The organism is Lysinibacillus sp. RC79, assembly GCF_041262405.1.
Lineage (GTDB): Bacteria > Bacillota > Bacilli > Bacillales_A > Planococcaceae > Lysinibacillus.
The window spans coordinates 82780-108536 of sequence record NZ_JBGCCD010000015.1; the positions used below are offsets into that span (position 1 = coordinate 82780).

General features: G+C 36.7%; 23 protein-coding genes and 1 pseudogene. 20 read left to right on the top strand and 4 right to left on the bottom strand.

The window, feature by feature from the left end:
* Positions 1-49: 49 nt before the first annotated feature.
* From ABH968_RS15450 to ABH968_RS15480, 7 genes are all read left to right on the top strand, one after another.
* The gene (locus ABH968_RS15450; RefSeq protein WP_370045279.1) at positions 50-1330 is read left to right on the top strand and encodes an NEAT domain-containing protein; all 1281 of its coding nucleotides are present in this window, start codon (positions 50-52) and stop codon (positions 1328-1330) included.
* 15 nt (positions 1331-1345) lie between these two features.
* Positions 1346-2263, top strand: coding sequence for a heme ABC transporter substrate-binding protein IsdE (gene isdE, locus ABH968_RS15455; RefSeq protein WP_370045281.1), 918 nt, complete (start codon positions 1346-1348; stop codon positions 2261-2263).
* 132 nt (positions 2264-2395) lie between these two features.
* Positions 2396-3361: a FecCD family ABC transporter permease gene (locus tag ABH968_RS15460; protein ID WP_370045283.1), complete on the top strand. Its 966-nt coding sequence runs from the start codon at positions 2396-2398 to the stop codon at positions 3359-3361.
* Between the two features lie 6 nt (positions 3362-3367).
* Positions 3368-4138, top strand: coding sequence for an ABC transporter ATP-binding protein (locus tag ABH968_RS15465; protein WP_370045285.1), 771 nt, complete (start codon positions 3368-3370; stop codon positions 4136-4138).
* A 12-nt stretch (positions 4139-4150) separates the two neighbouring features.
* Positions 4151-4909 carry a class B sortase gene (gene srtB, locus ABH968_RS15470; protein WP_370045287.1) on the top strand — a complete coding sequence of 253 codons (759 nt, stop codon included), beginning with the start codon at positions 4151-4153 and terminating at the stop codon, positions 4907-4909.
* A gap of 593 nt (positions 4910-5502) precedes the next feature.
* Complete coding sequence (locus ABH968_RS15475) at positions 5503-6030, top strand: YceI family protein (RefSeq protein WP_370045288.1); 528 nt, start codon at positions 5503-5505, stop codon at positions 6028-6030.
* Between the two features lie 148 nt (positions 6031-6178).
* Positions 6179-7105 carry an NAD-dependent epimerase/dehydratase family protein gene (locus ABH968_RS15480; RefSeq protein WP_370045290.1) on the top strand — a complete coding sequence of 309 codons (927 nt, stop codon included), beginning with the start codon at positions 6179-6181 and terminating at the stop codon, positions 7103-7105.
* Positions 7106-7151: 46 nt separating this feature from the next.
* Here the strand turns inward: ABH968_RS15480 and ABH968_RS15485 are convergent, their stop codons facing one another.
* A complete protein-coding gene (locus ABH968_RS15485) occupies positions 7152-7808 on the bottom strand; it encodes a DJ-1/PfpI family protein (protein ID WP_370045291.1) in 657 nt (218 codons plus the stop codon).
* 164 nt (positions 7809-7972) lie between these two features.
* A complete protein-coding gene (locus ABH968_RS15490) occupies positions 7973-8569 on the bottom strand; it encodes a TetR/AcrR family transcriptional regulator (RefSeq protein ID WP_370045293.1) in 597 nt (198 codons plus the stop codon).
* A gap of 292 nt (positions 8570-8861) precedes the next feature.
* Between ABH968_RS15490 and ABH968_RS15495 the strand changes: the two genes are divergently transcribed.
* The 9 genes from ABH968_RS15495 (at position 8862) to ABH968_RS15535 (ending at position 21231) form a co-directional block, all read left to right on the top strand.
* The gene (locus ABH968_RS15495; RefSeq protein ID WP_370045295.1) at positions 8862-9173 is read left to right on the top strand and encodes an ArsR/SmtB family transcription factor; all 312 of its coding nucleotides are present in this window, start codon (positions 8862-8864) and stop codon (positions 9171-9173) included.
* A gap of 153 nt (positions 9174-9326) precedes the next feature.
* Positions 9327-10499, top strand: coding sequence for an MFS transporter (locus tag ABH968_RS15500; protein WP_370045296.1), 1173 nt, complete (start codon positions 9327-9329; stop codon positions 10497-10499).
* 472 nt (positions 10500-10971) lie between these two features.
* The gene (locus ABH968_RS15505) at positions 10972-12255 is read left to right on the top strand and encodes an AAA family ATPase (protein ID WP_370045298.1); all 1284 of its coding nucleotides are present in this window, start codon (positions 10972-10974) and stop codon (positions 12253-12255) included.
* A 121-nt stretch (positions 12256-12376) separates the two neighbouring features.
* Positions 12377-12952, top strand: a complete 576-nt coding sequence (locus tag ABH968_RS15510) for an RloB family protein (RefSeq protein ID WP_370045300.1) — start codon at positions 12377-12379, stop codon at positions 12950-12952.
* An 877-nt stretch (positions 12953-13829) separates the two neighbouring features.
* Complete coding sequence (locus ABH968_RS15515; RefSeq protein WP_370045301.1) at positions 13830-15473, top strand: glycerol-3-phosphate dehydrogenase/oxidase; 1644 nt, start codon at positions 13830-13832, stop codon at positions 15471-15473.
* Positions 15474-15529: 56 nt separating this feature from the next.
* Positions 15530-16093 carry a glycerol-3-phosphate responsive antiterminator gene (locus ABH968_RS15520; protein ID WP_370045303.1) on the top strand — a complete coding sequence of 188 codons (564 nt, stop codon included), beginning with the start codon at positions 15530-15532 and terminating at the stop codon, positions 16091-16093.
* Positions 16094-16249: 156 nt separating this feature from the next.
* Positions 16250-17053, top strand: coding sequence for an MIP/aquaporin family protein (locus ABH968_RS15525; RefSeq protein WP_370045305.1), 804 nt, complete (start codon positions 16250-16252; stop codon positions 17051-17053).
* 316 nt (positions 17054-17369) lie between these two features.
* Positions 17370-18866, top strand: coding sequence for a glycerol kinase GlpK (glpK, locus tag ABH968_RS15530; protein WP_370045306.1), 1497 nt, complete (start codon positions 17370-17372; stop codon positions 18864-18866).
* A 277-nt stretch (positions 18867-19143) separates the two neighbouring features.
* Complete coding sequence (locus ABH968_RS15535) at positions 19144-21231, top strand: catalase (protein ID WP_370045308.1); 2088 nt, start codon at positions 19144-19146, stop codon at positions 21229-21231.
* Positions 21232-21414: 183 nt separating this feature from the next.
* On the opposite strand, the gene ABH968_RS15540 is transcribed toward ABH968_RS15535, so the two are convergent.
* A complete protein-coding gene (locus tag ABH968_RS15540; RefSeq protein WP_370045310.1) occupies positions 21415-21693 on the bottom strand; it encodes a hypothetical protein in 279 nt (92 codons plus the stop codon).
* A gap of 391 nt (positions 21694-22084) precedes the next feature.
* On the opposite strand from ABH968_RS15540, the gene lpdA reads away from it, so the two are divergent.
* From lpdA to ABH968_RS15560, 4 genes and pseudogenes are all read left to right on the top strand, one after another.
* The gene (gene lpdA / locus ABH968_RS15545) at positions 22085-23422 is read left to right on the top strand and encodes a dihydrolipoyl dehydrogenase (protein ID WP_370045312.1); all 1338 of its coding nucleotides are present in this window, start codon (positions 22085-22087) and stop codon (positions 23420-23422) included.
* Between the two features lie 448 nt (positions 23423-23870).
* Positions 23871-24041: pseudogene (locus tag ABH968_RS15550) on the top strand (LLM class flavin-dependent oxidoreductase); the annotation flags it as partial.
* Positions 24042-24079: 38 nt separating this feature from the next.
* Positions 24080-24613, top strand: a complete 534-nt coding sequence (gene ssuE, locus ABH968_RS15555; protein ID WP_370045313.1) for an NADPH-dependent FMN reductase — start codon at positions 24080-24082, stop codon at positions 24611-24613.
* A 542-nt stretch (positions 24614-25155) separates the two neighbouring features.
* Positions 25156-25377: a hypothetical protein gene (locus tag ABH968_RS15560; RefSeq protein ID WP_370045315.1), complete on the top strand. Its 222-nt coding sequence runs from the start codon at positions 25156-25158 to the stop codon at positions 25375-25377.
* A gap of 77 nt (positions 25378-25454) precedes the next feature.
* On the opposite strand, the gene ABH968_RS15565 is transcribed toward ABH968_RS15560, so the two are convergent.
* The gene (locus tag ABH968_RS15565; protein WP_370045317.1) at positions 25455-25610 is read right to left on the bottom strand and encodes a hypothetical protein; all 156 of its coding nucleotides are present in this window, start codon (positions 25608-25610) and stop codon (positions 25455-25457) included.
* Positions 25611-25757: the final 147 nt, after the last annotated feature.

Sequence of the window (25757 nt, forward strand, 5' to 3'; positions counted from 1 at the left end):
TGAGGAAGGAAGTTACTGTGCTCTTAAAGATATTGGAGGGATTTACACAGTGAATAGAAAAATATTTCGAGTATTCATTTTTAGTACTATCTTACTGATGTTTTTTTCTCCATGTTTTTCGTTTAAGGCAAAAGCTGAAGAATCTGTATTAGAAAATGGGAGCTATCAAGTTGAACTAAGTTTTTTATCTCTAGATGGCGTAAAAGACAATATTTTTAGCGAATTGGCGACAATTGATGTAAAGAACGGTCAGTATAGATTAAATTTAGCTATAAATAAGTCATTGAGTATAAGAGATATACATATCGAACAGTTGGAAAATGAGCTTTCGTTAAACGTTCAGACTGAAAATTTAGTTCAATTTGATGTCAAGGATTTACATCAGCCTATTATCATTAAAGGTGAGATGGCACTTTCATCCTCCGAGGAATATTTCTTTTTTTCACAGGAGCTTCAATTACAGTTAACAACCCTTTCAACAATTGTGCCAAAGGATGAGGAAGCTATTCCAGAAAACGAAATCAAAGAATCTACTTCAGAAGAAATCTATGATAAGGAATGGTCAATGAATTACATATTGTTAGTAGATGGAAAAAACGAACAATCTATTATGAATACATATGTAAATCCTGTTGCAAAAATAAAAGAAAAAAACGGCAAATATTATGCCCATATGACAATTTTAAAATCTATTTGGATAACAGGCTTAACTGTAGATCAACAAGGAAAACAGGTAGAGCCAAAGCTTATTTCACTTGTAGACAATGTTCGAATTATCGAATTTGAAATTCAGAATTTTGAACAGCCAATACGAATGTGGGTGAAGGTAGATATTCCTGAGCTTTCTTATCATCATCAATATTTCGTAAATCTAAAATTTGATCAACAGCAGGTAGCGAAGTTTTTAAATAAGCCCGCTGTAACAGCACCCTCTAATCAAGTAGCGAGTGAAAAGCCACCTGTTATTGCTAAAGAAGAAGTGAAAAAGGCACCAGTGGTAGCACAGCATGAGGCGGTGGTAAAACCCAATCAGCTGTCACGGCCATTGCCATCATTTCGGCCAACGTTAACTGTGCCAGTGGAAGAGCAGTTAGCATTTGATCGGTCACTTGACGCACCTATTGAGGATGCTGTTAAAGATGAAGCCAAAAATTCTGATGTTAAAGAGGAATCTATTGAAAAAGTAGTGAAGAATTCTAAAATCGATCAGCAGCTTTTTCAGCTGAATATCATAAAGATAGTATTGCTTGTAGTAATCTGTCTTTTGTCGGGCTGGTTGCTCGTTCGTCGTATCAGAAATTCTAAAAAAGATGTGACTGAACAGAAATAAGTAGGAGATGACTTTATGCAAAAGAACTGGAAATGTTGGTTGCTTATGATGGCGCTTATGTCATTACTTTTAGTAGTTGCTGGCTGTAACAATGGAGATAAGCAAGAAGAAACAGAGACATCTACTGAAAAACAATCAGTTAAAACAGCTGAAGAGAATGAACATCGTATTATTGCAGGTACGGTTGTTATTGCAGAAATTCTAGATAAGCTTGATTTAGATGCTATAGCAGTACCTGAAACAGAAAAAACATTAGCAAAACGTTTTGATGGTCTCCCTACTATCGGTAATGCAATGGAGCCGGATATGGAGATTGTTAAATCATTAAATCCAACAGATGTGTTATCAGTGTCAACGTTAGAATATGACTTACAGGACAAATTTGAACAATTAAAAATTCCAGTTAATTTCTTAAACTTTCAAAGTGTAGATGCCATGCTTTCCGAAATTAAAAGCCTCGGTGAACTTTATGATCGCGTAGCACAAGCCGAGGAGTTAGTGAATGGCTTGCAAAAAAATATTGATGCTGTACAAACAGTTGCTGGTAACAAAGAGGGACCTCATGTACTAATTTTACTTGGCATTCCAGGTAGTTATTTAGTAGCGACTGAAAACTCCTATGCAGGTGATCTTGTAAAACGGGCAGGCGGTATTAATGTAATGGAAGGGCAGGATACTGAATATTTGTCTTCAAATACCGAGTATCTGCACAACAGTAACCCTGATATAATTTTACGTTTATCACACGGTATGCCAGATGAAGTTGTAAAAATGTTTGACGAGGAATTTAAAACGAATGATATTTGGAAACATTTTGACGCAGTAAAAAACGGTAAAGTGTATGATTTAGAGGAAGAATTGTTCGGTACTACAGCGTCCTTAAAAGTGCCACAGGCTTTAGGACAGCTAATGGAAATCTTCTATCGTGAATAGTAACCAGAAAAGTCGCTCGTATCGCAAGCATAGTCTCGCTATAGAGCGACCTTCTATTTAGTAGAGAATTCATGTTGGGTGTGATTAGTACAAATAACATGATGGAATTTGAAAAGAAAAAGGAAGTCCAATATGACAAAAAAAGTGGTAAGCTTCTCAATTGTAATTGTATTATTACTAGTTTCAGCAGTTTATGCAGCAACAACAGGTAGCATTAAAATGGGCTTTTTTGAACTTATAGGTGCATTATTTGATGACGGGAATGGTCAAATGGAGGCTATCCGCGATTTGAGATTTCCAAGGATCATTGTTGCGCTATTTGCTGGTGCAGCACTTTCCGTTTCAGGGGTCCTATTACAATCTGTGATGCGTAACCCGTTAGCGGATGCAGGTGTTATAGGTATATCTTCAGGAGCGGCATTTGTACAGCTCTTTATTATTTCTTTCTTTCCAGCATTATTTTTTATGACACCTGTATTAGCATTTATAGGTGGGGCATTTGCCTGCGCACTCGTCTTTGCGTTGTCTTGGAAGTCAGGCTTAAGTCCATTGAAGCTAATTTTAGTCGGAATTGCTATTAATGCAATGTTCACTGGGTTAACAGAGGCTTTCATTAGTTTAGGTGGCTCGTTGAATACTTCAGCTGCCAGCGTTGTAGGTTCAAACTTAACGATGCGTACATGGAAGGATGTATCAACAATTGTTACATATGGTACTGTCGGATTAATAGCTGCCTTTGCGTTATATAGCTGGTGTAATCTCCTAGTATTACAAGACAAAACAGCGAAAAGTCTAGGCTTTCATGTAGCTCGTGCTCGTCTATTAATAGCTGCTGTTGCGGTATTATTATCGGCTGTTTCTGTTGTCGTAGCAGGAGTTATCTCGTTCGTTGGTCTGTTAGTGCCACATATTTCTCGGCGTTTAGTTGGGCACGATCATAAGGTGCTCATACCTTTTACAGCTTTAGCTGGAGCATTATTAATATTAGTGGCAGATACGATTGGTCGCACAATTGCTACACCGCTTGAAATACCAGCTTCAACCATTATGGCGATTATCGGTGGACCATTCTTAATATTCCTATTACGAAAAGAGTGAGGAGACATGGAAATACAAGATATTATCGTATCGCATGATAATACTCGAAATCATTTAGACGGTGTATCGACGATAATTCAAAAGGGCAAAATCACAACGATTATCGGTCCAAACGGCTGTGGAAAATCAACATTATTAAGTGTTATGTCCCGCAACAATAGGCCGATATCGGGGAATGTATCATTAGAAAACAAGGATTTGATGCACTACAAGCCAAAAGAGTTTGCAAAAAAACTAGCAATTGTCTACCAACAAAATGATGTGCCAAAGGATTTAACAATAGAAAAGTTAGTAAGCTTTGGACGTCTACCGCATCATACAATGCTAAAAAGAAATCATGAGGAAGATACCGAAGCTATTGAGTGGGCCCTTGCCTGTACGAATTTACTGGAAAAACGTAGCGCTAATTTAGAGGCTTTATCAGGTGGGGAACGTCAGAGAGTGTGGATTGCTATGGCTTTAGCCCAACAATCTGAAATTTTATGTTTGGATGAACCGACAACATATTTGGATATTTATTATCAAATTGAGTTATTGGAGCTTGTAAAGTCATTAAATGAGGAGCATGGCCTAACAATCGTTATGGTGCTTCACGATATAAATCAGGCGATTCGCTATAGCGATCAAATCATTTTGATGAAAGCTGGACAAATAATAGCTGAGGGAGCACCACGCGACGTCATTACTAGGGAAGTTATTAAAGAAGTCTATGGAGTTGAAGCCGTTTTCAATGAGGATGAGCTGCTTGGATTTTACATGGTCCCCCTTGGAATATAAATAGGTGATAAGATGAAAAAATGGACATCTAAGTTGTTAACATTTATATATTTAGCTATATTCTTATACTCAGGCTTTTCATTAGCCAAGTACTTATACACGTACTATGAGACTTCAAAATCACTGGAAGAAGTACAAACGATTTATCAATCAACATTGGCTACCCTAGAGGATGAAGCTGTGGAAACCTCATCAACGCCTTTTACGATCCGTCCACAATTCAATGATTTACTAACTGTCAATAACAATATTGTTGGATGGATTTCTACAGACGGGACAAAGCTCAATAATCCAATCCTACAAGCTGAAAATAATGATTTTTATTTAAATCATAATTTTAAAGATCGAGAAAGTCGTGCAGGCAGTGTATTTATGGATTATCGTAATGATGTACAGGATATAAACCGAAATACTATTTTGTACGGCCATGCCATGAAGAATAGTACGATGTTTGGGAGTGTTAAAAATTACTTAAATCAGCAATACGCAGACGAACATCCTATCATTTATTTAGACACACTGTATGAAGGCTATGACGTTGAAGTCTTTGCTGCTTATGAAACTACAATTGATTTTTATTATATTGAAACAGAATTTAAGAGCAATGATGCTTTCCTAAAATTTTTGGACGAGATTCAAGCACGCTCTGCAATCGAAATGAATGTAGAGATTGGGCCAGAAGACAAAATTCTTACACTATCCACTTGTAAGGATTCTGTCATGAGTGACGACCATCGTTTTGTCGTCCAAGGTAAATTAGTGAAACGCTAATAGATAAGCAGTTTCCCATCTCATTGGGGAGCTTCTTTTTTATATAACCAAAAGTAGTTAGTAAAATTCCTGTAGTCGGAGAAATCACTTGGATGGCCTGAAGAACTGATCAGATAAAGCCTGTAACTGCTCGGGTAGCCCGAAAACTGATCAGGTAGAACCTGCACCTGCTCGGATAGCCTGAAGAACTGATCAGGATAAAGCCTGCACCTGCTCGGGTAGCCTGGAGAACTGCTCAGGTAGAGCTCACAATTGCTCGGGTAACACCCAGAACTGCTCAGGTGGAACAAATCCCAAAGGAATTCTCAAATCCAAACTATCTATCGCACACGACCTTCGAGGAAAAAGCTTGGTATCATTGATTTTAAAAAATCTTTTCAAAATAACTTGACGTAAGTAAATTATTAATATATAGTAAGTTACATAAAGTAATCAATTACTTTTCGTAACTGTTTTTAACTAGGATGTACGAAAGAAGTAACTACAAATGTTTATCCTTTAAAATTTAGGGGAACATATTTCATGTAGTTACTTCATATTTTATAATATATCTCGAAATCGAGATAAAAACAACTTCATTGGAGGAATTTATAATGGCAAAATGGAATATTGATTTAGGACACTCAGCAATTAACTTTCAAGTAAAACATATGATGGTATCAAAAGTAAAAGGTGTATTCGATACTTATTCAGCTGATATTGAAGCGGCAGATCTTGCAGATTTAACAACAGCAAGCATTAGCTTTACAATTGATCCAGCTAGCATTAATACACGTAGTGAAGATCGTGATAATCACTTAAAAGCAGCAGATTTCTTTGATGCTGAAAAATATCCAACAATTACATTCAAGTCAACAAACATCACAAAAAAATCAGATGATGAATATGCAGTTACAGGTGATTTAACGATTAAAGATGTAACGAAATCAGTAACATTTAATACTGAATTTAATGGTAAAGGTACAAATCCATGGGGCCAAGAAGTTTATGGCTTTGAATCTACAACATCAATCAATCGTGAAGATTTTGGCTTAACTTGGAATGCTGCATTGGAAACTGGCGGTGTTCTAGTTGGGAAAGACATCAAAATTACAGTTGAACTGGAAGTAAACCCAGCTTAATTTTGTAAAATGTGCTCGATACATATCGAGCACATTTTTTTTATCTAAACAAAAAACATTGCCAAAAAATAACACAATAAATAAGTTACTTGCATAATTTTAGTAAATACTGCATATAAAACATCATATTGTTTTTGGGGGCGATGGGATGAATGTATTAGTGACAGGTGGTTATGGTTTTATTGGTAGTGCAGTGGCGAGGCGTTTTTTTAAAGAGGGTGCAAATGTTTATATTATTGATAATTTAAGTACAGGCCATTTACGCAATGTCGACTTTGAGCATAAATCTTATCTTTTGAATGTGGAAGATGAAGTATGTGAGCATCTCTTTAAAGAAACATCATTTGATGTGGTCATCCATTGTGCAGCGCAAACGAGTGTTCAAAAATCGATGCAAGAGCCAGTGAAGGATGTTTTAACGAATATTGTAGGGCTTAGTCAGATGCTCTTCTTATCGTCAAAATATAAGGTAAAGCATTTCGTTTTTGCCTCTTCAGCAGCTGTTTATGGAGATAGTCACTATCCACCATTAGAAGAAACAGATGTTAGTGAACCGATTTCAATGTATGGATTAAACAAAAGTATTGGTGAGACATATTGTGAAAAATGGCAAAAAGATTATCGTTTACCGACATTAATTTACCGATTTGCTAATGTATTCGGTCCACGGCAATATATGCAGGGGGAAGCGGCGGTTATTCCTAGCATGTTAAAAAGCAGTATTGAAGGTAAGCCCTTTACGATTTATGGAGATGGAGAACAAACACGAGATTTCATATATGTAGATGACATTGCAGATGCAATTTATGCTGGTGTGCAGGCTGGATTACAAGGCATTTATAATGTATCAACTAATGAGGCATGGTCGATACATCAAGTCATTTTATTATTACAGCATTTAAATCATCCTTTAGAAATTCAATACGCTCCTGCGAGAGAGGGAGATATTGAGCATTCGTTTTTAAATAATGCAAAGTTGGCGAAGGCAATCGGATGGAGACCAAAAACTTCTTTTGCGGAAGGCATAGAGCGTACATTGCAAGCATTACAAAATGAAAAGATAGTGGAAATTTAACCTAACAACGCCAAGGAGACAAGGAACCTTGGCGTTGAATTTTTATTTACATAACGGAATCTTTATTTGAAATTTCTTGAAGTGCTTTTTTCATCTTTTCGACTAATGGTGCAGGCGCTTTTTTTATAGAACCTGTATCGAATGGTGGCTGTGGATCATATTCCAAAATTAATTGGACCCCTTTGCTTATATCTTCCCCGAATTCCCAAGCTACCAATTGAAGTGCCATATCAATACCTGAAGATACACCTGCAGATGTTACGATTTTTTCATGGCGGACAACCCTTTCATCTGTTGGAATAGTGCCTAGTGATTGTAAAAGATTAAAGGATCCCCAATGACATGTTGCTACAGCTCCCTTTAATAAGCCTGCTGCGCTTAAAATCAAAGAACCGTTGCAGACTGAAGTAGTCCATTTTGCAGTATTATTAATTTTACGAATCCAATTTAACGTTTCCTCGTCATTCATAGGATTTTTGTAGTTAGGAGGACTACAGCCAGGAACGACTAGAATATCAGCAGAAGTAATTTCAGAAAAGCTATAATCGGCGTGCAAATAACCCATTTTTGAGTCAAGTCTGATGATTCCTTTTTGCTTAGCGACGAACTTTACTTCACATTTTTGTGTAGCGGCAAATACTTCGTATGGACCAATTGCATCTAGTGCAGTAATTCCATCGAAAAGCAAGATTGCAACTTTCATGTTAATCTCTCCTTTTAAGAAAATGATTGGATTGGTTTGGTTGATTATTAGGACCGGACTGTCCGGTCCGATTTTATTTTATACGTTTATAGGATTATTTTCCATAATTTAATTATTACATTTTAGTGAACAACTAAAAAAACTAGAGGAATTAATATATGCCTCTAGTTCTTTGATGAGTAGTATTGTAAAAGTTTTTTGATTTGCTCAATGCTATAATGCATATGCTTATTATTTAAAGACAAACGGCTCGCCATAACAGCACCTTCTAAAGTTGAAAATAAAAAGGATGCTAAAGAATAAGAATCAATATTTTGAAGGAATTCTTTTGAATTTACTCCCTCTTCAATGATAGATTGAATAAAAAGCAATGTTTGATTATGTGCTTCAGCAGCTTTTTCATGAAGCTCTGGGAAACCATAATCTGTTTCTATGGCCGTATTTAGTAGTGGACATCCACCATCAACAGGTGGATTATTAGCAGCATCTTGATACACCTCAAACATTGCTATTAATTTTTCAGTAGCTGAATCTTTTGATTTAGTAGCTTCTAAAAAATGATTCCAAACAATACTTCCAGAATACTCAAATGAAGCGAGAGCAATTTCATTCTTGTTTTCAAAACGTCTATAAATTGCACCTTTTGGTAATTCTGTTGCACTCATAATATCTTGAATAGAAGTTTGACTGTAGCCTTTTTTATTAAATAAGGCTAAGGAAGTTTGGATAATGAGATCGCGAACTTTATCTTCCTTCATCATTTCACCTTTTCTCTCACATGTGTTAGTAATTATTATATCTAAAAATGAAATAATTTTAAAATAGAGTTAAAAATTTTGTAATTTCGATTCGTAAAATAAATTAACAATCTAAAGATTTATGAAAGTTATTCCACAACGAGATGGTAAAGCCTATCAATTGGAAAATACAATAATTAAGAATAAGAGAGATAGGCATCATATGCAATTAAAGGTATGGATTCTGGAATAGACAGATGATTTTAACTTTTAAAACTCGGTTTACAAATCTATAAAAATAGATATAATGAATTTTATGGAACCTTCACAAATCTACAAAGCATTATCAAACGATACAAGACGTCAAATATTATTATGGTTAAAGAATCCAGAGGAATTTTTTGATGAAAAACTTTATTTACAACAAGGAATTAGTTTTCAAGTTGGAGTATGTGTAAGAGATATTCAATTGAATGCAGGACTAGCTCAATCGGTTATCTCTAATTATTTATTAACTATGCAACAAGCTGGATTGTTACAATCCGAACGTATTGGAAAGTGGACTTATTATCGTCGGAATGAGAAAACAATACAAGAATTTCGAGAGTACGTTCAAAAAGAATTATAAATAGAAAGGAGGTTTTCCTTTTTTTGGTTCAATACATCTAATTATACATATATATAGAATTATATATAAATGGAGAAATTATGATTTCACACCAATCAATATTTGTAACAATGCTCAACAATTAAATCAATTTAAGATTGGAGATTTTTATTAATGCGAAAAGTAAATCCTTTACTTATTTTTATACTAGCAATAGGTGTATTTGGAATTATTACAACAGAAATGAGTATTGTCGGAGTATTACCACAAATCGCTCGAAAATTTGAGATTTCAACCGCACAAGCAGGTTTGTTAGTGAGTATATTTGCTCTAGTTGTTGCTATCTCTGGACCATTTTTAATATTACTTGTGTCTGGGATTAATCGTAAGCTACTTTTATTAACAACAATATTTATATTTGCTATTTCTAATATTTTTTATGCTTATACGACACATTTTGAAGTTATGCTTATTTTTCGTATTATTCCTGCGGCACTTCACCCTCTATTCTTTTCAATAGCTCTTGTAACTGCAGCTAATCTTGTTCCTCCAGAAAAAAGCGGCCGAGCAGTTTCCAAAGTTTTTATGGGAATTACGGTTGGCTTTGCTTTAGGTGTACCATTAACTTCTTATCTTGCAGAACAGTTTTCATTAGAGATTGCTTTCTTGTTTGGAGCGATTGTAAATGCTGTAGCCTTTATAGGAATATTAATTTTGCTTCCTTCTATGCCTGTTAAAGAAAAAATGTCTTTTGGTAAGCAAGTCGGTATATTACGAAAAACCGAATTATGGTTAAATATAGGAACTGTTGTATTTATTTTTGCAGCTATGTTTTCGGTATACAGTTATTTTGCTGAATACCTTGCAAAAGTCACTCACATGAATGGTTCCTTGATTAGTATTATGTTGCTAATATTTGGCGTAATTATGATTTTAGGTAATTCTTTATTTGGATTTCTTTTACAAAGAAACATGTTGAAAACTGTAATATCATTTCCGGTACTATATTTATTCGTTTACTTATTCGTTTATTATTTAGGTTCTTATTTCGTTCCAATGATTCTTATGGTATTCATTTGGGGAATCGTACATTCTGGCGGTTTAATCGTTAGTCAGGCATGGTTAATAAGTGAAGCTAAAGAAGCCCCTGAATTTGGTAATAGTCTGTTTGTTTCATTTTCAAATCTTGGAATTACTTTAGGAACATCCTTTGGCGGTTGGTTTATTTCTCAATTAGGAATTCACCAACTTATTTGGAGCGGCTTTATTTTTTCACTACTTTCTTTAGTATTGATATTAATAAAAATAAAACTTTTCAACTCTAGTATTCCATCGCCATCAAATTAATCAGCATCTTCCAATTAATAAAAATAGTTAATGTGTTGTTTGTAACGAGAAACTTTAACTTCTTTCAGCAAATGTTTTATGTAACGTAAGTGAAACGGCAGTTGCAAATGTTTTATGTAACGTAAGTGAAACGGCAGTTACAAATATTTTATGTAACGTAAGTGAAACGGCAGTTACAAATGTTTTTGTAGTGAAGTGAAACGTTAGTTACAGAAGACTCCGCCTCTCTGAAGGTGGTGAGATGAATGCGGAATGTGGTTACTTTTCAGTGGGTGTCCAAACACCTACTGAAATAGAGGAACTCAGTCTAAGAACGCCACGTCCAAAGCCTCCGGACGCAATTACGCCAAGGCGAAATTTATAGATTCACTCTGCATTTAATTAGTATTATTCTGAGTAATATGTCTTTTTTCGCGACTATAGTATAATAATTGTTTAAAGGAATGTTGCAGAATTGAACGGAGGCTTACAAATGCTGGTAGATTTTAGGGTGAAAAATTGCTTAAGTTATAAAGACGAAACACTATTTTCAATGGTGGCGGGAAGCCGTATTCGAAAATTAAAGGATACACATACGATGAAATTTGACTCGTTTCGCCTTGTAAAAAGTGCCTTTATTTTCGGACCAAATGGAAGTGGAAAATCAAACTTATTCACTGCTATTAAAATTTTACGTTCTTTATTGTTTAACTTTGAAAATCTTAATAATGTTAAACAACTGCGCTTGCCCTACCAGCCGTTTAAGTTAGGAGGTCAGCAAGGGCAACCGACAGAATTTATGATTTCGTTATTACTAGATGGGGTACTGTACGATTATGAGGTACAGTATAATGCTTCACAGGTCCTTTATGAATGCCTAACTAAAACGACAAAATCCATGAAAGAGCAGCTCTTTAATAGACAATGGGATGGGACAGAATATTTGTATGAAACTGCCCAAAGCACAGCGCTAGAATTGACAAAATATACGCGTAATAATATAGCGTTCTTATCAGTATTAAATGTCTTTAATGACTCAGATGCTGCGAAAATATTTGATTGGTTTTTACATAAAATACTGTTTTTAGATGAAGCAAATCGGTTATCAAGTCATCCACTTATTCGTAAACTTGAAGGGGAGCCATTTAAGAAAGAGGTTATTAAGTTACTAAAGATTGCAGACTTTTCTATTCAAGATGTGACGGCAAGACGCGTTGAGCGTAGAGAGAAAAATACTATTGGCTATGATTTTGACACGCCAGAGGTTATTCAGGAGGTGGATATCGATTTGCACTATTTATCATTCGATGAAGCAGGTGCTCCGATTGGGACAGAGACGATCAATTGGACGATGGATTCAAAGGGGACAGTCCGGATGCTGCATTTAGCATGCGTTATGGTAGATGCATACAATAAAGGGAAGACGATCTTTATAGATGAATTTGATACAGCATTTCATGTGTCTATCTGCGAATTTTTAATGGCCATTATGAACAGCAAGCGTAATGTGACGAATCAATTTGTTGTCACAAGTCATGAAATTGATTTATTAGATCAGCCACTACGTTCCGATCAAATATGGTTTGTGAATAAAAGCTTTAAAAATGAATCCGAGTTATACTCCTTATTTGATTTTGCAGATTTGCAGAAGAAACGTGGAGATATTTCCTTTGCCAAGCGATACTTAAAAGGAGAATTTGGGGCTACACCGGTTATTAATGAATATTTATCAGATCAATATTTAACTTCTTTTAGCGGGCATCCAAACACCCGCTGAAAAAGAGGAACTCAGTCTAAGAACGCCACGTCCTGTGGCAGCAATTTATCTGTAGCGAAAGCAAAGCGACAGCTATAATTATGCCGAGGCATATTTGATAGGAAGTGGAGGTATCTGAGCAGTGAGAGTGCGTCAACAAGGGAATCGAACACTGCGTAAAACCGTTTTAATTTATTGTGAAGGTGAAACCGAACGCATTTATTTTGAGCAAATGCGTATTTTAAAGCGCTCAAAAATGGTAAGTGTCAAAATAAAAAACGTCAAGCGTTCAGCTATTAAGCTAGCCCAGCATGCCTATCGGGATTCAAGCTACCAATATTTTGATGAGGTTTGGATTGTTTTTGATAAGGATGATTTAACTGAAAAGCAATTAGAGGAAGTGAATGACTTCTGTGAGGAGAATAATATTCATATTGCCTATTCAAATGAAGCATTCGAATTATGGCTATTGTTGCATTTTGAAGAAGTCGATCTATCTGAAAAGTATCCTCGTGCTGTATTAAATGACAAGATGGAGCAGCATCTTGGAGTAACACGTTATTTTCGTCATAAAGCGGATGAGTCAGTCATTGCACCTATCGCACTTCGACATGAGGTCGCTATTAAAAATTGCACAGATATGATGGCACTTCACAAGACGGAAAGCCGTGACAATCCTTATTGCAACATACATGAAATGATACAATACATATTTTAACTTCTTTCCGCAAAAATGGAGTTCTTTGTGAAGCACAAAGTCGAATCCGGACGCAATTAAGCCGAGGCATAATGGATTGCTTATCATCAGGTTTTCTATTACTTAATGGAGAACCTGCTATTTTTATATCTCATCACAAAAGATGAGGATAACAATTATTAAAAGTATGACATATATTAAGTTGATTGGAGTGGAGACTGGGCGACTCCTTGGGGATTGCGTCACAGATGAGACCCTGGAGCGAGCAGGCAGAGGAACGACGGCTAAAAACATCACATCCTGTGATAACGCCTTCGTGACCAACATCGGTGCCGCTGCCGCTTCGTTAGCACTACGCTTTCGCGCAGAAAACATCTGTTGGCCCAAGCGGCTCATCGGACGCCCCCAGGAAGCTTTGCTCTGCGCGAAAGCGAAGCGTCAGCGACAAATGTTTTTATCTGTGCGAAAGCGAAGCGTCAGCAACAAAGCGCCCAGTCGGAACGGAAATCAACCCCACGTTATGATGAATAGTCTATTTTATAGTTTTTTATAGAAAATTGTATGTGAACCTTTCTAATGCAACGACTAAGATTTATTTATCTTCCACTCAAAAATGTAAATAAATAAATTTTTTGTATTTGGGAATAATATCTGAAGCCATGACAATTGAATTGTACATATGACACGTCCTTAAACCTATAAATGATTGAAAAGTGTATGTTGAATTCGTAATTTTTCTAGACGATCTACCTTGCCTTTTCTTTCTAAACAGATTACAATGAAATTAAGTTAATATACTAGGTTTGAGCGATTGAGAGACCATTAAAAACATATGTACATTTGTACATGTGCTTTTAATGGTCTCTTTTTTTCGCTTTAAATAAGGAGGAATTTCATTATGAGCACAGCTTCAGCAGTACAACGTCAACAAACGATTGTAGAATTAGAAAGTAAAGAATATGATTTATTGGTTATCGGTGGTGGGATTACAGGTTGTGGTATCGCATTTGATGCAATTGCTCGTGGACTATCTGTAGCGTTAGTTGAAATGCAAGACTTTGCCGCTGGTACTTCTAGTCGTTCGACAAAATTAGTGCACGGTGGACTTCGTTATTTAAAACAATTTGAAATAAAAGAGGTTGCAGATTTAGGAAAAGAGCGTGCGATCGTTTATGAAAATGGACCGCATGTAACAACTCCTGTTTGGATGCTACTGCCATTCCATAAAGGTGGCACATTTGGTAAATTCTCAACGAATATTGGCTTACGTGTCTATGATTTTTTAGCAGGGGTTAAACGTTCTGAGCGTCGATATATGTTAAATGCTGCAAAAACAATGGAAAAAGAACCTTTGGTCAAAGGTGAAGACTTACGCGGCGGTGGTGTATATGTAGAATATCGTACAGATGATGCACGTCTGACAGTCGAAGTTGCCAAAGCTGCCATCGAAAAAGGCGCTACACTCATTAATTATACAAAGGCAGAAAACTTTTTATACAATGACCAAAAGAAAATTAATGGTATCGTAGCACAAGATTTGATTGCCCATAACACGTTTAATATTCGTGCGAAAAAAGTTGTGAATGCTGCAGGTCCATGGGTAGATGAGGTTCGTAATATTGAAGGGGAACAAAATGGCAAGCACTTAATATTATCAAAAGGTGTGCACATCGTTTTTGATGAATCTAAATTCCCATTACGTCAAGCTGTCTATTTTGATACACCTGATGGTCGTATGGTGTTTGCGATTCCTCGAAATGGGAAAGCATATGTTGGAACGACAGATACATTTTACGAAGGCGATGCCCGAGAAATGAATATCCAACAAGAAGATCGTGATTATATTATGAAGGCAATTCATTACATGTTTCCAAAAGTTAACATCACTGATGCAGATATCGAATCAAGCTGGGCAGGCGTTCGTCCATTAATTCATGAGGAAGGTAAAAATCCATCTGAAATTTCTCGTAAGGACGAAGTATGGGAATCATCTTCGGGTCTTGTGACAATTGCTGGCGGTAAATTAACAGGTTATCGTAAAATGGCTGAAACAGTTTTAAATAAGATTGCACAAGATTTAGAACAACAATTTGGCATTGCATCTAAACCATGTTATACAAAGCAAATTCATATTTCTGGTGGGGATGTTGGAGGCTCCCAAAACTTACATGCCTTCGTGTCAAAACGAACAAAAATGGGTGTCGATCTCGGATTATCAGAAGAGGAAGCAAAACATTTAGCTCATCATTACGGTTCTAATGTGGATACTGTTTTTGAATATGCTAAAGAAAAGCATCCTGTTTTACCACAAGGGCTATATGCTCAGCTACTGTATGGTATTCATCAGGAAATGGTTGTTCATCCAAACGACTTTATGATTCGTCGTACAGCGTATATGTTCTTTAATATCGCCCTTGTGAAACAATATAAAGATGCGGTATTAGATGAAATGGCAAAACAATTACATTGGTCTACTGAACAACGTACGCAATATGAAAAAGATTTAAATATAGAAATAATAAGAGCTACAACTGCATTATAATAAAAAAGGAAGGTCGTCTTAATGGCGACCTACTTTTTAACTAAAGGGGAAATTAAATGAATTTCAATAATCAACAAATTATTCCCGCTGCACGTACAGTTAAGCAATTTGATGAAATATTAAATAGTCGATTCGAATACATTGTTCTATTAGAAGTGCATATTAGTTTGCTCATGTCAATAAAACGAGAAGCAGATCGTAACGGTAAAAAATTAATTATTCATGCAGATTTAATTCATGGCTTAAAAACGGATAATTTTGCAGCTGATTTTTTATGCAATGATATCCGTCCGGCAGGTATAATTTCCACTCGATCTAATATGTTAATAAAAGCAAAATCTCGTGGGATTATTGCCATTCAGCGCGTCTTTTTAATTGATACAATTGCACTGGAAAAAAGCTTTTCAATGATTGAATTAGCGAAGCCTGATTATATTGAATTATTACCAGGCATCATTCCTTCAATGATTTCAGAAGTACACCAGCGAACAAAAATTCCTGTTATTACAGGTGGACTAGTCCGCACTGTTGAAAGTATAGAGGAAGCGTTATCAGCTGGAGCAGTAGCTATTACGACATCAAATAAGAACTTGTGGGAAAATTTCCAGAAATATTGTTGACTATGTATATTATTTTCTCTACAATGTACATAAGTTAATAAGCGCGTGGTTAGGAAAAGGAACCCACATTTATTCATCTGCATTACAACGTGCAGTTTGTTTAAGTGTGGGTTTGTTTTTATACTAAGTGCACTATTACAAAGGGGGGCTTCTTGTATGTCAACATTTACAGCTGAACTTGTCGGCACGATGATTCTTATTTTATTCGGTGGTGGCGTTGTTGCAGGTGTATCACTGCACAAATCGAAAGGTTTTGGTGGTGGATGGGTAGTGATTACATTCGCTTGGGGTCTAGGTGTGGCTATGGCTGCATATGCTGTTGGTGGTATTAGTGGGGCTCATTTAAATCCTGCTTTAACGATCGCGCTTGCTACAATCGGTAATTTCCCATGGGAAGACGTACCTACTTACATTGCTGCACAATTGATTGGTGCATTTTTAGGTGGGGTACTCGTTTATTTTATGTATTTACCACATTGGAAAGGTACGAAAGATCCGGAAGCGAAACTGGCTGTATTTTCTACAATGCCTGCTATTAAACATCCATTATCAAATTTAATCTCAGAAATGATTGGTACATTTATACTTGTTTTAGGTATTCTAGCATTAGGAACAAATACAATTACGGATGGTTTAAATCCATTTCTAGTTGGTATGCTAATTGTAGTCATCGGGATGGCATTAGGGGGTCCTACTGGTTATGCAATTAACCCTGCACGTGACCTAGGCCCACGTATAGCTCACTTTTTCTTACCAATCCCAGGCAAACGTGACTCAGGGTGGTCATATGCATGGATTCCAGTTGTAGGTCCAATTATCGGTGGTACATTTGGTGCCCTATTTTTCCAACAAATTTTTGAGGGGAAAAATAGTATCGCATTTTGGGTGTTTGCTATTATCGTAGTTATTATTTTTATCAGTGCTCAAATGACAGTGAAAAATGTTAAAAGTGAAGGGTAAATCAATTATGCCTCGGCATAATTGCGTCTGGAATCGGCTTTGTGCTTAGGCCTGCATGATGCAGGTCAGTTAGCCGTTATCGCATGGATGCGATGATTTTAGGCTAACATCCTTTAAGAACTCCTTTCCGATTCTATGACATCCGCCGGAGGCTTTAACTTCTTTCAGCAGGTGTCTATTGTGCCGAAAGCGTAGCAACAGGTACAGGTGTTTGGACACTCGCTGAAAAGAGCTTTAATCCGCATTCATCTCACCACCTATAGAGGTAGGGGACTTTTGCTGAAAGAAATTAAAAAATTATTTGGAGGTATGACCGATGTCAGAAAAAAAATATATTTTAGCTTTGGACCAAGGTACAACAAGCTCACGTGCTATTTTGTTTGATGAAAAAGGGAGCATTCTCCACGTTGCACAACAAGAATTCCCGCAATATTTCCCGCAATCCGGATGGGTTGAACATCACGCAGAAGAAATTTGGTCTTCTATTCTTTCTTGTATCGCTACAGTGCTTTCTGCAAAAAATATTGATTCAAATCAAATTGCTGGGATCGGTATTACAAACCAACGCGAAACAACTGTTGTTTGGGATAAACATTCTGGGAAACCAATTTATAATGCGATTGTATGGCAATCACGCCAAACGAACGCTATTTGTGAGGAATTGAAAGAAAACGGTTACAATGATTTATTCCGTGATAAAACAGGTTTATTAATCGATGCATACTTCTCAGGTACAAAAGTAAAATGGATTTTAGATAATGTTGAAGGTGCTCGTGAAAAAGCAGAAGCAGGCGATTTATTATTCGGTACAATTGATACGTGGTTAATATGGAAGTTAACAGGTGGTAAAGTCCATGTTACAGATTATTCAAATGCTTCTCGTACGTTAATGTACAATATTTATGATTTAAAATGGGATGAAGAAATATTAGACATTTTAGGCGTTCCTGCTTCTATGCTTCCTGAGGTTCGTCCTTCTTCAGAAGTGTATGGATATACGGAAGAAGCTCTGTTCTTTGGTTCTGCTGTTCCAATTGCAGGGGCTGCAGGTGATCAACAAGCTGCTCTATTCGGTCAGGCTTGTTTCGAAGAAGGTATGGTTAAAAACACTTACGGTACGGGCTGCTTTATGTTAATGAATACTGGTGAAAAGGCAGTAAAATCAGAGAACGGTTTATTAACTACGCTTGCTTGGGGCTTAAATGGCAAGGTGACTTACGCTTTAGAAGGAAGCATTTTCGTAGCTGGCTCTGCTATTCAATGGTTACGCGACGGCTTACGAATGTTCCGTTCTGCTTCTGAATCTGAGCAATATGCTGCACGTGTAGAGTCGGCTGATGGCGTTTATGTAGTTCCTGCATTCGTTGGTCTAGGTACACCTTATTGGGATTCAGATGTACGAGGTGCAGTCTTCGGTTTAACGCGCGGTACTTCTAAAGAACATTTTGTACGTGCAACATTAGAATCGTTAGCGTATCAAACTAAAGACGTACTTGGTGCAATGGAAGCGGATGCCAATATTCCACTAGCGAAATTACGTGTAGATGGCGGTGCTGTTGCAAACAATTTCTTAATGCAATTCCAATCAGATTTATTAAACGTTCCTGTTGATCGTCCAGTCATTAACGAAACAACAGCTTTAGGTGCTGCGTATTTAGCAGGTTTAGCAGTTGGCTTCTGGAAAACAACAGATGAAATTAGTGAGTATTGGAATTTAGATCGTCAATTCACACCTAATATGGATGACTCACATCGTGAAGAACTTTATGCAGGCTGGAAAAAAGCTGTAGCAGCTGCTCAAGCGTTTAAATAAACATATAGCTGAATAGTGATGAAAAAAACCTTGATAGGCTAATTTGAAGCGGATTCCGGTTGTTAGACAAAAATCTAACTTTGGGGGCACTTCAGTTGCCAATCAAGGTTTTGTTTTAAGTAAATGAATTATTTATTTGCCTGCTATTACAATACAGACTTTACGCCACTTTTTGTTGTCTATTGAGAAAAAATTGATATTGGATTACGTCCTATATCAACGCCTTGAAGCATGTTTATTCCATAAAAACATATAGTGTATATTGAGAATTATGAGTATGGGAACGAAAGGGGATTGCGTGGATAACTCTAAGTCGAATCAGCGCAAAGATTTAGACGAGAATGCGAAGGATCAGCAGCTAGAGCCGTTTCGTGTCGATAATGAAGGAAAAAAGATGACGACGAATCAGGGACTAAAAGTTTTGAATGATGAGGATTCATTGAAGGCTGGAGTTCGTGGGCCAACTATTATGGAGGATTTTCACTTTCGAGAGAAAATAACGCATTTTGATCATGAACGTATTCCTGAGCGTGTTGTACATGCGCGGGGCTTTGCAGCACATGGAGAATTTGAATTGTATGAATCGATGGGGGAATATACTAAAGCAAGCTTTTTACAGGACCCTAATAAGAAAACACCTGTATTTGTCAGATTTTCAACTGTAGTTGGAAGCTTAGGGTCGATGGATACTGCACGTGATGTTCGTGGCTTTGCGACGAAATTTTACACGGATGAAGGCAATTATGATTTAGTTGGTAATAATATACCTGTTTTTTTTATTCAGGATGCTATTAAGTTTCCTGATTTAATTCACGCGGTAAAGCCTGAACCTCACAATGAAATGCCACAAGCAGCCTCAGCTCACGATACGTTTTGGGATTTTGTAGCGAACAATCAGGAAATTGCGCATATGATTATGTGGCATATGTCTGATCGTGCAATACCTAGAAGTTTTCGAATGATGGAAGGCTTCGGTGTTCATGCTTTTCGTTTCGTCAATGATAAAGGAAAATCGAGGTTTGTTAAATTTCATTGGAAGCCTGTGTTAGGGGTTCATTCACTTATTTGGGATGAAGCACAAATTATTGCTGGAAAGGATCCAGATTTTCAGCGACGTGATTTATGGGAATCAATTGAGATAGGTGATTATCCAGAATATGAGCTTGGTGTACAAATGCTTGAGCCAGAGGACGAATTTAAATTTGATTTTGATATTTTGGATGCAACAAAGCTGTGGCCTGAAGAGATAGTGCCAGTTAAAAAGATTGGGAAAATGACCTTGAATCGTAATGTGGATAATGTTTTCGCTGAAACAGAGCAAGTCGCCTTCCACCCTGGAAATGTTGTACCAGGCATAGATTTCACAAATGATCCACTTTTGCAGGGGCGGCTATTTTCTTATTTAGATACACAGCTAATACGTCTAGGGGGACCAAACTTTTCTGAAATACCGATTAACCGACCCGTTTGTCCATTTCATAACAATCAGCGCAATGGCTTTAGTCGTCAAACTATTAATGTAGGAAAAGTGAGCTATCATAAAAATTCCTTGGCCAATAATACACCATCAACATCAACGGCAAGGGAAGGTGGCTTTGTCCATTATGAAGAAAAGGTTGAAGGACGCATCACACGAGCACGTAGTAAATCGTTTGGTGATCATTTCTCACAGGCAAGGCTGTTTTGGAATAGTATGTCACCACCTGAAAAACAGCATATCATTGATGCCTTTAGTTTTGAGGTAGGGAAGGTGAAAAGTAAATCCGTTCGCCAACAGGTTGTCGATATGTTTGTCCGTGTTGATACAGCAATGGCAACGACTGTGGCCGATAATGTTGGTGTTAATCGTCCAAAAGGTGAGCAAATAAATGTCACAGTATCATCACCTGCACTTAGTCAAGCTAATACAATAAAAATGCCACAAACACTAAGGGTAGGTGTGCTAATTGGTGATGGATTTGATGCAAATGAAGTTGGAGAAATACTGAAATATTTAACAAGACAGGGTGTTCGATACAGTATTATTTCCGACAGATTAGGGGTTGTTACTAGTAGTGATGGTGTACAGTTAACAGCAAGTGACACATTTATTACTACGGATGCGGTACTATTTGATTCGTTATATGTTGTAGGCGTAAAAGCAAAAAATCAGGCAAAGTTTAATTCACATATTGTAAATTATATCAATGAAGCGTATAGACATTACAAACCGATAGGCATAGCTACATCTGGAACGACATTTTTTAATATGTCCAATGCCAATGTAGGACCAGGCATTGTGTTGGCAACTGGCGACAAAGATTTCGCAAAAAAATTTGTCAACGCCATAGCTCAACAGCGCTTTTGGGAACGGAATATTTATTAACTTACATTATTTTGCCCACGGGAGCAGGAAATACCTGCGGGCAGAGTGAATACCCGCGGGAGCAGAGGGAATACCCGCGGGCAGAGAGAATACCCGAGAAAGCACATGGAATACCGTAATGAAAATACTTATAATTAAAAATCTCTCATTGTTCTATTAAGAATAATGAGAGTATTTTTTTGCCTATTGTACGTTAAATTCAATTGTTGCTGATGATTTGTACTCCGTTTTTTGTTCATTCGGGTCTTCTGTGTAAAAGTCAGTGCTCCCTTTTACGATATAATGTCCTTTTGGAAAATGACCTTTCATTGTTTGTTTCATAAATTCAACGAGTTTAGGTTCTGAAAATTCGTCGTACACGCCTCCGCTCGTGTAGACCTCTTCGTAGGGCACATTTCTTTCAAGAATACGTGTAATTAGTGGAGTATCCATTACACTAGGTATTTCAAAATTCCGAGTCATCTCCTGCAAATTAAATAAAAATGGGGAGCCTCCATGGTAAATAGTTACGTTTTGTGCCTGCCCTACATATGTGAGTTTAGCCGTTATTTTTATGGATTCCCCCTCAGTGAAGGTGGATTTGGAAATAGAGAGTTCATAAAGAAAGTCTTCCTGTTGTTAAGTAGCCGTTTGTGAATAGTTCTTACTTGGCGGGGGCTTTAATGCTTCTTTTTCCTGACAGGCGGCAACTAGGAGTAGCATAGAGATTAACAGTAAAAATTTTTTTGGCATACAATCCTCCTTTACGGTAGTGGACGTTGGGGTAGACAAAATGTTACTAAATTTCCTGTAACATTTATGACATTGCATTCAAATTTTGTAAATGCTATGGTGGTAAATGAGGTGATTTTTCGTGGAAAAATTTGATATTGCGATTATTGGCGCAGGTCCTGGGGGCTATGTGGCAGCTATTCATGCAGCAAAAAGTGGCAAGAAGGTCGCTTTAGTAGAGCGCGATAAAGTAGGAGGGGCCTGCTATAATGTCGGCTGTATTCCTTCGAAAATATTGTTGGAGCATAGTAAGCTCATTCAAGAAATACAACGTGGTAATGACTGGGGCATTGAAACTTCTACAGTCAATGTGAATTTTCCACGATTGATGAAACGTAAGGATGCTATTATTGACGAGCTTTTAACGAATATTGAGGGCTATATTTTGAGCAATCAAATTACTTTTTATCGAGGAGAAGCAGCAGTTTCTAATGATTTAACTGTAACAGTTGGTAGTGAGACCTTTACAGCAACGGATATCATTTTAGCAACCGGAAGTAAACCATTTGTACCCCCTTTTAAAGGTTTAGAGACGTCTTCCTATTATATAACGGATACATTTTTCGATATGAAAGAGCTACCAAAGCAGTTAACAATTATCGGTGGAGGTGTTATTGCAGTAGAGATGGCATTTAGTTTAGCACCACTTGGAACAAAGGTGACGGTGCTGAATCATAGTGAAGATATTTTACAGACAGAAGAGCCAGATGCACGACCACTTATTCGTGAAAAGATGAAAAAGCTTGATATTGAGCTTGTGACAGATTTCCAATTTGAGCATTTTAATGGTAATGAAATTCATACATCTAAAGGCATTTATACATATGAAAATCTTTTGTTTGCAACAGGTCGACGCCCGAATACAGAAATAGCCCAGCAGCTTGGTCTAGCATTCGATGGTCGATTGATTGCTGTCAATGAGCATCTTGAAACAAGTCAGCCACACATTTATGCTATAGGTGACTTAGTTGGTGGTTACCAGCTAGCTCATTCAGCGAGTGCTGAAGGAATTCATGCTGTGGACCATATTTTAGGAAATAAGCCGGCACTAATTGATCAAACTTTGATACCTCGCTGTGTTTATACACATCCTGAAATTGCGACATTTGGTTTACTGGAAGAGCAGGTTACAGAACCTTATACAGTTACTCAAATGCCTTTACATACAAATCCCAAGGCATTAATGGAAGGAAATACAGTGGGCTTCATAAAGCTTATTGCGACGAAAAAGGAAGGACGTATTTTAGGAGCTTGTGTTGTTGCTGATGGGGCAACAGAAATGTTAAATGCTATTTTAGCTACTAAAAATGCTGGTGGCACTGCTCATACTCTCGCAAATATGATTTTCCCACATCCTACAGTATCAGAGCATATTGGGGATGCTACAAAAGCTGTTTTTGACAAAGCCATTCACCAATAAAGGTTTCAAAAACTACATTCTTCAGCGGAAGGCTATCCTTCTCGTTAGGGGAATGTAGTTTTTTCTTTTTATGAAGTGAAAAGTATCCATAACAATACTGTTAAGCCAAATATAATTAGTCCAAATAAAAAGGAGAGCGTTTTAAAAATAACAATATGATACTTTTGGGAGTGAATTTTCGGAAATTAATAATACAACACCTTGTTCAATAGTTACCTTTATGAGGAGTCGTTGAAGAAAAACCTATTGACTTTGTAGGTTATTGTGTTATGTTAATTCTATAAGAATACTTGGTTTTGGAATTGAGTTGACTAGACATCTAGAGGCTTCTATTTTACGTAACGGATTTTCTCCGACCGTAAAAATAGAAGCCTTTTTTATCTTTATATCGTGAATTTCTATTGAACTTGAGGAGGATGGGAATATGTGATTAGGATTTTAGCTACCGATTTTTGGGGGATGGTTACGTAATGTAGAAAATGAGAATATGCCTGCGACATTTGATTATGTAAAATAGGTTATTCAAACAGGAGAAAAACTTGGCTTTGATGCGACGCTTATTGCCGAGCTATATTTAAATGATATTAAGGGCATTAATGCATATGCACTTGAGGCGTGGATTTTTTTGTAGTAACTATGTATAGGGGAGTGGTAAATATGGTGAAAGCAGTTATTGTTAATGGTAATAATTCGAGAAATTCACGCTTGACGGCTATTCATGATAAGGTGGAAAACTACTTAAAAGCACATGGAATAGTGGTACACACAAATTATGTACATGAACTGCCAGCCGAGGACTTAATTACGGCTAATTTTGCAAGTGAGGCCATCATTTCAGAAAATAAACAAGTTGAAGAAGCAGATATTATCATACTTTTAACGCCTATTTATAAAGCTTCATATTCAGGAATAATAAAAACTTATTTAGATTTGCTACCGCAAAAAGCATTGCATGGAAAGATCATCTTACCAATTGCTGTAGGTGGCTCTATTGGACATTTACTCGCATTAGAGTATGCATTAAAACCAATTTTAGCTGTATTAGGAGCCACAACTATTGCACATTCTGTATATATTGTTGATAAACAAATTATTCGGCTTGAAGATGGAAAGTTTGCTATTGAGGAAGAAGCTATCAACCGACTTGATGTAGAATTAAAACAATTACAGCAAATTGTATTAGCAAACTGAAAATTCCATTTAAGTATGAAGTTAGCCAATCACCATAACGTTTTCCGTTCCGATTAGTCGCTTTCCTGGGGCAAAATGTACGAAAGCGAAGCGACAGCAACAAATGTTTTTGTGAATTTAAGTATATCTTTGCCGTATTGGCAGAAATACTTAATTTTATTTTAGGCAAGGATATACTTAAAAAGTAATCACGTTTTCAAGTTACTTATTAAATAATCTGTTATCTTCGATACGAACAATAGATGTATAACTTTTTACAGATACCCCTTAACAAATGAAATCAAGTCTCAACAAATACAGGCTCAGCCACAGTTTTACGTTAATACATTTAATAACGTTATTATTGATTTGGAAAATTTCCTTGAAGTATTTAGTGAGATTTTCAATAATCTTGAGGCACTCTCATTGCACTATGCAGCCATCTTGGAAAAGCGTGAAAATGTTCATTCTCAAACTTGAAATTAGTTGAGTCGTGGTGGACTTTTTAATTCCACCACCTAATAAGTTCTATATATCTTTCTAATTAATAGGGAACCGCTTCAGTGCTTTTAAAACAAGCGGCGCGAGATGCCGAGCGATTATTGGAAATGGAGCAAAATATCGATCCCGATCGGCTTTTTGGCCATGGTGGTCATTATGCTTACGTTATACTTGATGGTCGGGCAGAGAAGCCTTTTTTAATTTTTTGTAGGGGAGGTTTCCATCGTGAAAAGAGTATTAGAGTCTGTTTAAAACCACGCCTGTTGATTAACATGCTTCTTTAAGTTTTTCTAATTTATACCTATTTGGTGAAGTACAAAATAGCGCATTATAGGAAATAATCTCCTATAACGCGCTATTTTTAATTAGCTTCAGGTTCTTCTGTTTTCTCGACCGGTATTGTAGAGAGATATAAGAAAGCCTCATCTTGCAATAGCAATAATTTTTCTTCACAAATACCGTGAGCTAATGGTCCAGAAAAAATAGACTCCCACCAAGTTCCTGTTGTTGTTGTCATTCATCTACGCCCCCATTTCAATTTTTCAATATGTAGTTGTAAATTTCTCGAAATCACAAAACCATCAACAGTTCTTACTTTATTCTTTACGCATCCCACTCATATAAGAGGAATTTTGGTTGTCAATGTTGTATCGTATAGACAAAG